Origin of the sequence: Chryseobacterium sp. MMO-72 (genome assembly GCF_037146035.1) — a bacterium.
GTDB lineage: Bacteria > Bacteroidota > Bacteroidia > Flavobacteriales > Weeksellaceae > Chryseobacterium > Chryseobacterium indicum.
Window position 1 is genome coordinate 206,068 of sequence record NZ_JBBCWG010000005.1, and the last position, 13,630, is coordinate 219,697.

The 13,630-nt window shown below is 35.6% G+C and carries 13 protein-coding genes; 11 read left to right on the plus strand and 2 right to left on the minus strand.

Annotated elements, in window-relative coordinates:
- Window positions 1–10: 10 nt before the first annotated feature.
- Together WFH39_RS09680 and WFH39_RS09685 are read left to right on the plus strand one after the other, a co-directional pair.
- Window positions 11–1,414 (plus strand): radical SAM protein, encoded by a 1,404-nt coding sequence (locus WFH39_RS09680; RefSeq protein ID WP_336689748.1) that lies wholly within the window; start codon window positions 11–13, stop codon window positions 1,412–1,414.
- A 41-nt stretch (window positions 1,415–1,455) separates the two neighbouring features.
- On the plus strand, window positions 1,456–1,911 hold the full coding sequence (locus tag WFH39_RS09685) for a hypothetical protein (protein WP_336689749.1): 456 nt from the start codon (window positions 1,456–1,458) through the stop codon (window positions 1,909–1,911).
- 33 nt (window positions 1,912–1,944) lie between these two features.
- On the opposite strand, the gene surE is transcribed toward WFH39_RS09685, so the two are convergent.
- Window positions 1,945–2,715: a 5'/3'-nucleotidase SurE gene (gene surE, locus WFH39_RS09690; protein WP_235132182.1), complete on the minus strand. Its 771-nt coding sequence runs from the start codon at window positions 2,713–2,715 to the stop codon at window positions 1,945–1,947.
- Between the two features lie 282 nt (window positions 2,716–2,997).
- Between surE and WFH39_RS09695 the strand changes: the two genes are divergently transcribed.
- A complete protein-coding gene (locus WFH39_RS09695) occupies window positions 2,998–5,127 on the plus strand; it encodes a carboxy terminal-processing peptidase (protein WP_336689750.1) in 2,130 nt (709 codons plus the stop codon).
- 70 nt (window positions 5,128–5,197) lie between these two features.
- Here WFH39_RS09695 and WFH39_RS09700 read toward each other — a convergent pair whose 3' ends face one another.
- Entirely contained in the window at window positions 5,198–5,701 is a 504-nt protein-coding gene (locus WFH39_RS09700) for a superoxide dismutase family protein (protein WP_336689751.1), read from the minus strand.
- A 145-nt stretch (window positions 5,702–5,846) separates the two neighbouring features.
- Here WFH39_RS09700 and WFH39_RS09705 point away from each other — a divergent pair, with 145 nt between their 5' ends.
- The 8 genes from WFH39_RS09705 (at window position 5,847) to WFH39_RS09740 (ending at window position 13,616) form a co-directional block, all read left to right on the plus strand.
- Window positions 5,847–6,749: an AraC family transcriptional regulator gene (locus WFH39_RS09705; RefSeq protein WP_336689752.1), complete on the plus strand. Its 903-nt coding sequence runs from the start codon at window positions 5,847–5,849 to the stop codon at window positions 6,747–6,749.
- A 222-nt stretch (window positions 6,750–6,971) separates the two neighbouring features.
- The gene (locus WFH39_RS09710) at window positions 6,972–9,212 is read left to right on the plus strand and encodes a TonB-dependent receptor (protein ID WP_336689753.1); all 2,241 of its coding nucleotides are present in this window, start codon (window positions 6,972–6,974) and stop codon (window positions 9,210–9,212) included.
- Window positions 9,213–9,282: 70 nt separating this feature from the next.
- Window positions 9,283–9,933 (plus strand): hypothetical protein, encoded by a 651-nt coding sequence (locus tag WFH39_RS09715; protein ID WP_290263868.1) that lies wholly within the window; start codon window positions 9,283–9,285, stop codon window positions 9,931–9,933.
- 305 nt (window positions 9,934–10,238) lie between these two features.
- Entirely contained in the window at window positions 10,239–11,561 is a 1,323-nt protein-coding gene (locus tag WFH39_RS09720) for a 2TM domain-containing protein (RefSeq protein WP_336689754.1), read from the plus strand.
- Window positions 11,562–11,566: 5 nt separating this feature from the next.
- Window positions 11,567–11,875, plus strand: a complete 309-nt coding sequence (locus WFH39_RS09725) for a 2TM domain-containing protein (RefSeq protein WP_336689755.1) — start codon at window positions 11,567–11,569, stop codon at window positions 11,873–11,875.
- 30 nt (window positions 11,876–11,905) lie between these two features.
- Complete coding sequence (locus WFH39_RS09730; protein WP_336689756.1) at window positions 11,906–12,472, plus strand: methyltransferase family protein; 567 nt, start codon at window positions 11,906–11,908, stop codon at window positions 12,470–12,472.
- Between the two features lie 539 nt (window positions 12,473–13,011).
- Entirely contained in the window at window positions 13,012–13,305 is a 294-nt protein-coding gene (locus WFH39_RS09735; protein WP_336689757.1) for a 2TM domain-containing protein, read from the plus strand.
- 35 nt (window positions 13,306–13,340) lie between these two features.
- The gene (locus WFH39_RS09740) at window positions 13,341–13,616 is read left to right on the plus strand and encodes a 2TM domain-containing protein (protein WP_235132173.1); all 276 of its coding nucleotides are present in this window, start codon (window positions 13,341–13,343) and stop codon (window positions 13,614–13,616) included.
- Window positions 13,617–13,630: the final 14 nt, after the last annotated feature.

A 13,630-nucleotide genomic window follows, 5' to 3' on the forward strand; every position in this document is an offset into this window, starting at 1 on the left:
AAAAATTATTATGCCAGTAAGAAATTATACCTATTACGATTATACCATAAGTCTTTGTCCCGAATGTCTGAAAAGAGTGGGAGCAAAGATCATTATTGAGGATGAAGTAGTTTTTATGACGAAAAGATGTCCGGATCACGGATTTTTCAAAACTAAAATTGCTTCTGATGTTCAGTATTATAAAAACATCAGAAATTACAATAAAGCTTCTGAAATGCCGCATCATTTTGGAACCGATGTAGAATATGGCTGTCCTTACGATTGTGGTTTATGTGTTGATCATGAGCAACATAGCTGCCTTTCTATTGTGGAAGTAACAGATCGATGCAATCTTACCTGTCCTACCTGTTACGCAATGTCTTCACCACATTACGGAAGTCACAGAAGTCTGGAAGAAATCGAAGCGATGTTTGATATCATTGTTAAAAATGAAGGCGAACCGGATGTTGTTCAGATCAGTGGAGGAGAACCGACAATTCATCCTGAATTTTTTAAAATTATGGATATTGCGAAGTCGAAACCCATCAAACATTTAATGCTGAATACGAACGGGGTAAGAATTGCCAATGATCCCGGTTTTGCCGAAAAACTGGCAACGTACGCTCCGGAATTTGAAATTTACCTTCAGTTTGATTCCTTTAAACCGGAAGTTCTGGAAGATTTCAGAGGAAAAGATTTAACAGACGTACGAATGAAAGCTTTAGAGAAATTGAATGCTTTAAATCTTTCTACAACCCTCGTCATTGTTCTTCAGAAAGATAAAAATATTGACGAAATCGGAAAAATTATTGATTTTGCCCTGAAACAGAAATGCGTCCGCGGAATTACCTTTCAGCCTGTAGAAATTGCAGGAAGAAACCGCGAAGATTCTGCTCATGAAAAAATTACTTTAACTGAAGTGAGGCAGGAAATTCTCAATCAGTTTCCTTTGCTGAATTCGGATGATATCATTCCGGTTCCGTGCAATCCCGATGCTTTGGCGATGGGATATATTCTGAAACTGGAAGGCGAAACGATTCCTTTAACACGATACATCAATCCTGCTGATTTACTGAACAATGAAACCCGAAATACCATTGTTTACGAACAGGATACCGGATTGCAGATGCAGCTTCTGGATATTTTCAGCACCGGAATTTCTGTGGATAAAGTAAAACCTAAAGTTAATCAGTTATTGTGCTGTCTTCCTGACGTTTCCGCACCTAATCTGGATTACGATAACCTGTTCAGAATTATCATCATGAACTTTATGGATGCGCATGATTTTGATGTCCGCGCTGTGAAAAAATCCTGCGTTCACATTGTGAATAAAGACCTGAAAATGATTCCTTTCGAAACCATGAATTTATTTTACCGTGATGATAAAAGCAAATATCTGGAGGAATTGAGGAAAGAGGATAGAGTTTTATTTTAAGACATTAAAGAATGAGATCAAGGATTAACATCGAATCATTAATGATCGTATATTTTTTAACGTTTTTATCTACAATAGTCTTTACTTTCATTATTATTGATGATTTTGGAAGTTTTAAGATATTATATATTCTGAGAGATATTTTTTTTGTTTCAGCATTGATTTTATTTTGGAATTTTTTCTTTAAAATTCACACAAAAATTATAATAACTGATGGTATGATTATCTTTAAAAAATTTTTTAAAACTGAAACAATTAAAATAGATGATCTAGATTTTTGTTTTGAAAAAATAGAAAGAGCCAAATATCAGTCGTACAATGTTTTATATCTTGTTAAAGATAATAGAGTGGTAGAAAGAATTTCAAGTTTTGATTATTCCAATTATATTGATCTTAAAAAAAAACTTAATCTAACAGAATATCAATACATAAGATTTTCCGTCTTTGATATGATTAGAATTTTATTCGGTGTAAGAGTTTCTATTGCAAAAAAATAAGGCGTAAAAAAATTTACGCCTCAATATTTATATTTAATCAAATTTCATTACCTCATTCAGCGTATTCATATACTCATAAGCGGTAAGATCGAATTTCACCGGAACAATAGAAATGTACCCATTTGCTAAAGCGGTTTCATCGGCGTCTTCAGATTCGTCCATATTGTTGAAATATCCGGTCAGCCAGTAATATTTTTTCCCGTGAGGATTTACCCTTTCATCAAAGCTTTCTTCCCATTTTGCGTGTGCCTGTTTGCAGACTTTTACCCCTTTTATTTCCTCTTTCGGAAGTTTCGGAATATTTACGTTTAATACAATTCCTTTCGGCATAGGGTTTTCCAGAGTTCTTTTCACAATATTCTGAATGTATTCTTTTGCCTGCGTAAAATCTGCTTCCCAACTGAAATCCAGCAAAGAAAATCCGATGGCAGGAAGACTTTCCACACCCGCTTCTACCGCAGCAGACATTGTTCCCGAATAAATCACATTAATGGAAGAATTCGCTCCGTGATTGATTCCTGAAACCACAATATCCGGTCTTCGCGGAAGAATTTTGTCAAGAGCCATCTTTACACAGTCAACAGGAGTTCCGCTGCAGGAAAAATCCTTTTGCGGACCTTCGAGATGTACTTCTTCGTAACTTAAAGTAGAATTTATGGTAATCGCATGACCTTTACCGCTTTGCGGAGAATTGGGTGCTACAACAACTACTTCTCCGATTTCGTTCATAAAACTGATAAGATTTCTGATTCCCGGTGCTGTAATTCCGTCGTCATTCGTAACCAGAATAAGTGGTCTTTCCATATAAATTTTTTAATTGTAACAAATATACTATAAAAGACTTTCTTCGGAAAAAACTTTGGGTTTAAATATTTTGGAGTGTGAAATAATGGTTTTTGAATTTTTGATCTTTTAAACCATACTTTCAACAGTAAAAATTAAGATAAATCCTGATCTTAATAAAAATCCTTAAAAGTAACAGATATTTAGAAATAAGGTATTAAATTTGATAGTTTGTAACGGAGAATAAAAAATAACTACTTATTACAATACTTTTTTAAAATTAATAAAATACATTACAGATTTATGTGGAAAAATTTTAAGCTAAATAAATTTTTACTCCTAATTCCATTAACAAGTCTAATGTTTTGTTTCAACTCGCCAAAGAATGATGACGAAAAGATGCAGACGATAATGGTGAGCGTGAAAAATACACTTTCTTATTTGCATTACAGCCCAAAACCCATCAACGATGCCTATTCTAAAGATGTTTATAAGCATTATTTCGAGATGGTAGATCCGGGAAAAAGATATTTCATTCAATCGGATATGGATGAATTCGGGAAGCACGAAACGAAACTGGATGATTATATCAATCAGGGTGATCTTACTTTCTACAAACTTACTATCGACAGATTATACCAGAGAGTAGACGAAATCGATAAAATTACACAGGATATTTTCAGCAAGCCGATTAATCTGGAAGAAGATGAAACGCTTATTTTAGAACCGAAAATGAAAAAAGTTCCTGCAAACAAGCAGGAGCAGTATAACGAGTGGAAAAAATTCATCAAATACAATATCCTTCAGGAAATCGAATCGATGAACAGCAAAGAAGAAGCTCAGAAAGAGAAAAAAGATTCTGTACAGAAATACAACCTGAAAGATACCATAAAATATCAGCCTCTTGCGCCGGATCAGAAGCTCAAAAAAGCAACCGATGAGGTGAAAGATCTTGTGAAAGAAACCTTTACGAGATTCAAAAAGAGAAAGAAAATGGACTGGTTTACCGTGTACATGAATGCTTATACGGAAGTTTTCGATCCGCACACCAACTATTATTCTCCAAAGGATAAAGAAGATTTTGATACCAATTTCACCGGAAAAGTAATCGGAATCGGAGCCATTATTCAGGAGAAAAAAGGAAATCTTTATCTGGGAGCTTTAACGATCGGTGCTCCGGCGTGGAAATCCAAACAGCTTTCTGAAGGGGATAAAATCTTAAAAGTAAAATCTAAACCGAAAGAAGATGCGGTAAATGTCGTAGGAATGCTTTCTGATGAAGCCGTAAGACTCATCAGAGGTGAAAAAGGAACTCCGGTCACTTTAACGGTTCAGAAAAAAGACGGAACGATAAAAGATGTAACCATGATCCGTGAAGAAGTTGCCATTGAAGATACTTTCGCGAGAAGTATTATTGTAAACTCTCCGAATGGTAAAAAATACGGTTTCATTAATTTGCCAAGCTTCAACGCGGACTTTGAAAATCCTAACGGAAGAAATGCTTCAGATGATATTAAAAATGAGATCATTAAGCTTAAAGCTCAGGGAATTGAAGGGATTGTTCTGGATCTTAGAAACAATGGAGGAGGTTCTTTAACGGAAGTTGGAGACATCATGGGACTTTTCATGCAGGCAGGACCGTATGTACAGGTAAAAGACGGAAACGGGAAAATTCAGACGTTAAAAAATAAAAATGAAACTCCGATCTGGACAGGACCATTGGTAATCATGCAGAACGAACTTTCTGCTTCAGCTTCTGAGATCTTAGCAGGAGTAATGCAGGATTATGGAAGAGCAATGATTATCGGTTCGCCGCAGTCTTTCGGAAAAGGAACCGTACAGACTTTTGTGGATCTGAACAGATTCTTAAATACAGAAGACGATTTCGGATCTTTAAAACTGACGATCCAGAAATTCTACAGAATTACAGGAGAATCTACTCAGAGAAAAGGAATTGTTTCAGACATTCAGATGAAAGATTTCTTTACCTATGCGGAGATAGGAGAAAGATATGACGATTATGCTCTGGCTTGGGATAAAATTCCTTCCACAAGTTTCCAGAAGCTTAATTATTTCAACATTCAGGCATTGGAAAAAGCAAGCAACGACAGAATGGCTAAAAATGCAAAATACCAGTTGCTTTTGGAGTCTGCTCAGTGGAGAGAAAAACTGGATAAAGAGGAAACCATTACTTTGAATATCAATAAATTCAATGATGTAATGAAGCAGAGAAAAGCGCAGATCGAAAAATTCAAATCATTAACGAAATTTGAAAACGGTCTTCAGTTTACAATGTATCAGAACGAAATTGAAAGAGAGAAAAAAGACGAAGCCTTCAAGAAAAAATCTGAAATCTGGATCAAAAATCTGAAAAAAGACCTTTACCTTCAGGAAGCAATGAATATTATTGCAGATATGAGTGTAAAATTTTAATATTCAGATCGAAATATAAAAATACCGCTACTTTTTGTTAGCGGTATTTTTTATTGATAGAAGCGAAAAATTATTTAATCTCCACACAACCCACTCTTCCTCCTGCATTACCGGTTGGCTGCGTATGAAAATCGTCGGCCGCGGCGTGAATAATCATTCCCTTTCCGATAATGTTTTTAGAATCATCAGAACATCCGAGACACCATTTATTCGTTTTAAAAGTCAGCGTTGCCACACCATCCTGATTGGCAACAAGATTTCCGATATCTCCCATGTGGAAATGCTCTGCACCCCATTTTCCATGATCGTTTTTAGATGGATTCCAGTGTCCTCCCGTAGAAGTTCCGTCCGCTGCGGAGCAGTCTCCTTTTTCATGGATGTGTACTGCGTGAATTCCCGGCGTAAGATTCGTAACATCCAGTTTCATAATAACTTCGTCTCCTTTTTGGGTGAATTTTGCCGTTCCGCCTGTTTGAGTGTTGCTCTTAGACAGAACCTGATACGTCTTTGTTGTTCCGCATGAAACCGCAAAAAACGCATATCCTGCCAATAATGCTAATGTTGTACCTTTCATTTTTAAATGATTTAAAGTGATTGTCGGATAAAGTTAGACAACATTTTTCAAAGCACATTACAATTCCTTTCTTTTTTCATCAATAGCAATAAAAGACAAATCATTTTCATCCGATGTCGGTACCTTTGCAGGAAATGCTTTTAACTTGGAAGAATACAGAAAAAGAATGGTGAAAGCTATTCAGTACATTGACGACAATCTCGATACCGAACTTTCCTTAGAAAAAGTTGCGGAAGTTGCAGCGTATTCTCCCTTTCATTTTCACAGGATTTTCAGACTGATGACCAATGAAACCCTTCAAAGCTATATCATTCGCAAAAGAATTGAAAAAAGCGCCTTTTATTTGGCTGTAAAAAAGAACATAAGTGTAAAAAATATTTATCTTGAATTAGGTTTCTCCAACCATTCGGCATTTAACAAATCATTTAAAAAGCATTACGGAAAATCTCCCTCAGAATTCAGAAATTCGGCTCCCGAAAAATTTCATAAAATTCAATTAAAACAAAGCAAGAACGGACAAACGGATGCGGTTTTCCAACAATACATTTGCAATATAGAAAACCTGTTAAAATGGACCGCAATGAATTTAAAAATTAAAGTTACCGAACTTCCGGAGATGAATCTCGCAGCAGTAATGAGCCTTGGAATTGCTAATGTTGAATCCTCTTACAACACCTTAATAGATTGGGCAGAAAAGAAAAAGCTATTTCCCGCAGAAAATATAAAAATGATTTCCGTTTATCATGATAGCTTTAAAGTGACCCCTCCCGATAAAGTAAGAATTCACGCCTGTATGCTCCTGCAGGAAAAATTACAACAGCAGGAAGACCAGATTTTCCCTGAAACCCTTGAAGCCGGAAAATTCATAGTCGGAAGCGGAGAAGTCACCTTAAATGACTTTGAACAATGCTGGGTTTCCCTTTTTCTATGGATGAATGAAAATCATTATTCTGTAAGAAAAGCTTTTCCTTTCGAAATCTACCATACCAATTACAAAGAACATCCCGAAGGAAAAATGCTCGTCGATTTCTGCATTCCCATCAATTAAATTCAACGCAGTTTAATAATACAATTAGTAACATTCCCCTCCTTTGGAGGGGTGGCGAAAATTCAAAGAATTTTTGACGGGGTGGTTAATATATTTTACAAAGTAAATTTTCAGCACCAGAAAATCAAAAACTACCACTCAGATTCCAAAAACAACCACTCAGCAAGAAAAATTTAAAAGCAGCGAAAATTCGTTATACTTTTGAATCGAAATAAAACAGCTATGAAAACAAAATTATTATTTCTTACCACTTTTTTATCATTTGCACTAAGTTTTGCCCAAACCAGAATTTCGGGAAGAGTTATGTACAAAAATAGAGGAGTAGGAGAAGTAAATGTTACCCTGAAAAATACCTACGACGGAGCCACAACCGATTCCAACGGAAACTTCTCTTTTGAAACCACAGAAAAAGGCAGCCGTGTTTTAGTTTTTACCCATCCGAAATACATTGATGTTGAAAAACCGATTGTTATTGAAAATCAGGAAGTTTCTGTAAATGCGGAACTGAAAGAGCAAATTAATGAAATTGATGCAGTAGTGGTTTCGGCAGGCTCTATCGAAGCAAGTGACAAGAAAAGATCAACAACATTACTCACTCCGATTGATATTTACACAACAGCCGGAGCGGAAGGACAGATTACATCGGCATTAACGTATCTTCCGGGAGTTCAGAAAGTGGGCGAAACAGAAGGTCTTTTCATTCGTGGAGGAACAGGAACGGAATCCAAAATTTTCATGGATGGAAGCTTAATCAACAATTATTTCTCCAATTCAGTTCCGGGAATTGCAGGAAGAGACCGTTTCAATACCTCTCTTTTCAAAGGCAATGTTTTCTCAAGCGGCGGATATTCTGCATTGTACGGTCAGGCTCTTTCGGGGGCACTGATGCTGGAAAGTGTGGATCTTCCGGATCAGAGTTCTTACGATTTCGGTGTTTCTCCCATCTTTTTAAACGCCGGATTTCAGAGATTGGGCGATAATAAAAACTATTCTTACGGAGCCAGTCTTGGATATTCAAACTTAAAGCTAATGCAGGAAATTTTCAATTTTAATACCAATTTTTCCGAAGCTCCACAAAGTATAAACAGCGATCTGAATTTCAGATTTAAAACAAAATCAGGCGGATTTTTCAAATATTACGGAAAATATGATTCCAACAGAATGGCAGTGCAGACTCCAAGTCTGGAACCGGAAGATTATGACCTGTCTCTCGTAAAACTGAAAGGAAAAAATACCTATCATAATCTCTCTTTCAAGCAGAAATTCGGAAAATATTTACTGAATGCAGGAGCATCTTATTCCTATAATCAATCAGACCTTGATTTTTCAACCCAAAAAGGCGAAACCCAAACCGGAAGCACAAAACTTCTGAATGACGGAAATTACATCAATTTTAAAACAGTTTTAGAAAGAAAAATAAATAAAATCAGTGCGTTACGAGGAGGTTTTGAATTCAACAGTACCAGCGAAAAATTAAATTTTAACGATTTTGTAACCAAGAACTACAAAGACCTTATCTCTTCAGCTTTTGCAGAAACAGATTTAGGATTCAGTAATCAGCTGTCAGCAAAAATAGGAGTGAGAGCAGAGCATTCTTCCTATCTTGGGAAAAGTAATATTGCGCCTAGACTGGCTTTAGCTTATCGCCTTGCCAAAGACTGGACAACCTCATTCGCTTACGGAATTTTTTATCAGAATCCTGAAAGCAGATACATCAACGGTCCGGCAAATTTAGACTTCCAGAAGTCGCAGCATTATATCTTTCAGGTGCAGAGAACAACGGAAGGAAGAAGCCTGAGATTTGAAGCTTTTTACAAAAAATATGATGATCTTCTGAAGGTAAAAAACCTACAGTACATTGACGGACAGAACCAATTTGTTCAGACAGCGGATAACAACAGCGGTTTTGGCTATGCAAAAGGCTTGGAATTATTCTGGAGAGACAAAAAAACATTCGACAATATCGATTACTGGATCAGCTATTCATTTTTAGATTCAAAAAGAGATTTTATGAATTATCCGATGAGTTTAAAACCAAATTTTGCTTCCGAACACACCCTTTCCGCAGTAGCCAAAAGATTCGTTCCGGAATGGAAAACAGGCTTCAATATTTCCTACACCTACGCAAAAGGCCGTCCATATTACGACATCGCAACGCAGGATGTGAATGGTGAACAGAAATATTTCGTAAGACATGAAGGAAGATTAAAAGATTACAACGCATTAAATTTCAGCTTGAATTATCTTCCGAATTTAGGAAAGAAAGATTCAAAAACATTTACGGTTCTGGTACTGAGTGTAACCAATATTTTAGGATCTAAAAATGTGTACGGCTACAATTTCTCAATGGACGGATCAAGGAGTTCTGCAGTAGTTCCTCCGGTAAATACCTTTGTTTTTGTAGGAGCCTTCATCAGCTTCGGAGTCGACAAAACGCAGGATGCCATTAATAATAATCTGTAAAAGTTATTTCAATTCAATTAAAAATATATCTTTATTCAAAACAAAAATTAATTTAAAAAAATTAGAAAACATGAAAAAATACCTGTTAACCTTTGCTTTAAGTCTGATCAGTTTAACCGCTTTTGCTCAGACAGATTATGAAAAAGTAATGTCTGATAAAATTGCCAAAATTGAAAACTGTAAATCTCTTGACGAATTCCAGACTTTGGCGAATGACTTCGACAGAATCGGAAAAAAAGAAACCAAAGAGTGGCTTCCTGCTTATTACGCTGCATTTGCGTACATCCAGAAAGGAAGAATGCTCATGAGAGACGGTAAAATGTCTGAGCTTTCTGCACAGGCAAATATTGCAGAAAAATATCTTGATCAGGCAGAAAGTATTGCCGGAAAAGACAATGCAGAAATTCACCTGTTGAGAAAAATGTCGTATTCTCTTAAAATGATGGAAAATCCTACGGAAAGATACATGACAGACGGAATGAAAGCCATGGAAGAATTGAGAAAAGCAGAAAGTCTGGATCCCGGAAACCCTAGAATTGCTTTAATAAAAGCCGAAGATACTTACTTCACTCCGGAACAGTTTGGCGGAAGCAAAACAAAAGGGATGGAACAGTTTAAAGATGCTTTAGCAAAATTTACGACATACAGTCCAAAATCTAAAATCGCTCCGAACTGGGGAAAAGCAGAAGCCGAATATTTTATAAACGGAGCTGCGAAATAATGTAAAAAGTCTGTTTAAACTATTTAATCACAAAACCACAAAAGATTTTGAAGCATTTTAAAAGTTAGTAAACCCAAGAATTAAAGAACACAACAGTTTTTAAAAATCTTTGATTTTTATTCTTTTGAGCGCTTGGATTATTATAGAAATTAATTTTAACATTGTCTTTTGTGCCTTAAAATTTAAATAAAACCTTCTTCACGGAAGGTTTTTTTCTGCCCTTCAGTCACAAAAAATAACGGTTCGGCTAAAAATAATTTTTAATACTTTTATTAAAGCCTAATTTTGAACAAAGAAAGCTCACAATGAAATACAAAAGCATTATTATATTACTCTGGATATCGCTGGCAACAACATTTTTCTTCTTTTTCGTTTTTAATGACGAAAAAACACTGGAAAATTTTGCCATCACCCTTTTGGTATCCACGATGTACTCATTCGTTCTGGGAATTGGAAACGGCATCATCAACGATTTTCTCAACAGGAAATTTCCATGGTCCGAAACCACAAGAACGAGAGCGATTATAAGCATAGTCTCTATTCTTATTGCCAATACGGTTTTGGTGTATTTCTGCAATTATATGAATTTTGTGGTGATCCAGAAGGCAACAACAACAGAAGAGTTCTTTTCCGGCAAATACAATGTTTCCAACTGGTTCATGATTAATATTGCCCTGCTCATTTCAGCTTTTCTACATGCAAAAGGTTTTGTGGAAGAGCTTAGAAAAACATCCAAAAAAGAAGTTGTCGAGCAGAAGTTAATTGCCAAATCTGCCAATGCCCAGTTTGAAAGCCTTAAAAACCAGTTAGATCCACATTTTTTATTCAATTCTCTGAATGTTTTAAGCTCGTTAATTGATGAGAATCCAAAACAGGCGCAGAAGTTTACGGCTTCAATGTCAAAGATTTACAGATACGTTTTGGAGCAGAAAGACAAAGAACTTGTAACGGTGGAAGATGAGCTTGAATTTGCCAAAACCTATTGCGAATTGCTGAAAACACGATTTGAGGACAGCGTAGATTTTGTTTTCGAAGTTAAAAAAGAAGATTACAAAAGATTTGTTGTTCCGCTGTCTTTACAGTTGCTTCTGGAGAACTGCATCAAGCATAATTTTGCCACTTCTTCGAAGCCTCTCATCATTAAAATATTCTCTGAAAATGATACGTTATGTATTGAAAATAATTTACAGGTAAGAGAGCAGATCAAGGAAAGTTCGGGGATCGGTCTTGCCAATATTGTACAGCGCTATTCTTTACTCACGAAGAAAAATGTATTCATAGAAAAGTCTGAGGATTATTTTAAAGTAAAACTTCCGGTACTTTCTTCTAAGCCGGATGTAGTAAGTGAAATAAGCGAAACCAAAAATGAATCTTACGAACGCGCGCACAAACGGGTAAAAGAAATAAAAAGCTTCTATGGAAACCTTATCTCTTACTGCATCATCATTCCTTTTTTAATCATTTTAAATCTCATCACCAGTCCGGATCATCTGTGGTTTTACTGGCCGATGTTAGGGTGGGGAATCGGACTTGCAGCACACGGAATGAGTGTTTTTGCCATTGGAAGAGGCTGGGAAGAAAGAAAGATCAGGGAAATTTTAGAAAAACAAAACAGAACATTTAAATAAGCATCATGGAAAATATAAGCAAAGACGATTTCAGATACAAAGAAGCCGAAAGACACGTTAAAAGAATCAAAAGATTTTACTTCTCCGTTTTCATTTATATTGCGGTTAATATTTTCATTTTATATCTGAATTACACAGAATTAAAACCCAATGAATCGATTTTTCAATTGAAATTTTTCGCGCTTCCTTTTTTCTGGGGCATCGGAGTTGCCATTTCGGCAATGAGAACGTTTATTCCGGGGTTTATGCTGGGAAATAAATGGGAAGAAAGAAAAATTAAAGAACTGATGGAAAAGGAAAAAAACGGCAGATAAATTGTTCATCACTTCCAAACACCGTTTGATATGAAAACTTTACAGATTCTCTTCGCCATTTCTATGGTGGCTTGGTTTTTAAGCGAATTTCTTTACAAAAACATCCTGAAATCCGGAGAAAAAGATAATAAAAAAGATAAATCGACTTTAAACTTATTATGGATTGCCATTCCGCTTTCAATTCTAAGTGCCGTTACGGTTTCTTATATTACAAGATTTCCCATTTCTGATGAGGTCTGGATTTATTACTTGGGAACAGTTTTTATATGGATTGGAATTATTTTAAGATTCATTATCATTCGTTCTCTGGGAAAATATTTTACGGTGGATGTTACAATCAAAGAAGGTCATACAATCAAAAAAGAAGGATTTTACAGATATCTAAGACATCCGTCTTATGCATTTTCATTGCTCACTTCATTGGGTTTAGGACTGTATCTGAACAACTGGCTTTCTTTGGTTCTGGCTTTTTTAATTCCCTTTATTGCATTCAGCTACAGAATGAATGTCGAAGAAAAGGCTTTAATTGAGCAGTTCGGAGAAGAATATCTGAAATACCGGAGAAAAACAAAAAAGCTGATTCCTTTTGTTTATTAAATTATTTATTTACAGATTTTTAATCAACAAAATCAGGAAAGTTGTTTAAAGTAAAATGGTAGAAAACTCTATAGAGTTTTATCTGTGTAAACAGCATATTCGCAAGGCGTTCTGCGTTCCTTAGGAACGCTATCTTTAGAAAATTTATCGTATTTAGATACCAATCCTATGGATTGATTGACGGATTTATTCTTATTTCTACACAGATTCTGCTCCTAAAGGAGCAAACTATTAACTTCAGAATTAAAAAATCCTCGCACTGTCATTTCGACGAAGGAGAAATCTATTCAGTTTAACAATTATTCGATATAGAAATTGATTACTGATTTTAGCTAAAAAATGCGTTATACTTTCGCAGTTTTCCTAGCCAAACAACTAAAAACATAAAATCAAGAAATCCCGATTCTCCGTTGAGTCGGGATTTTTACAATTCAGGATGCATAATCTACGGTTCGGTCAGTTAAAATTGATTTGAGGCTGTTTTCTGTCCTACATTTGTCTCAACAAAAACAAACAATTAATCTTTAAAAATAAAAAATATGGAAACTTACACCAACAAAGAAGAATTAGCGTACGAAAAAGCATCAAGAAGAGTAAAAGAACTGAAAGGATTTTACGGAAACCTTACTTCGTATTGCCTTGTGATTTCATTTTTAGCCGTGCTGAATATTTTAACATCACCGCAATATCTTTGGTTCTTCTGGCCGATGTTAGGATGGGGATTAGGTCTTGCGGCACACGCAGCAAGTACTTTCGGGATCGGAAGAGACTGGGAAGAAAGAAAAATAAAACAACTGATGGACGAAGAAAGAAGAAATACGAAATCTTTATAACCAACATTCAATTTTAACTTTAAAAATAGATTATCATGAACTACAATCAGGCACAGGAAAGAGTAAACGATCTTAAAAAATTCTACAAAAGCCTTTTATGGTTTGGGATCGTGGCAGTAATTATTTTCGGAGACGATATTTTAGAAAAAGGAATATTTAATTTTTCATTATGGGACGGATCAATCATTCTTACCATCTGGGGAATTATTTTAACCGTAAAAGCCGTAAAACTGTTCCTTCTGGACTCTGAATGGGAAAGAGAAGTGATGGAAAAAGAAATGAAAAAATCAAAAGAGCCGCTGAAGTTTTAAAACTGACAATTTTT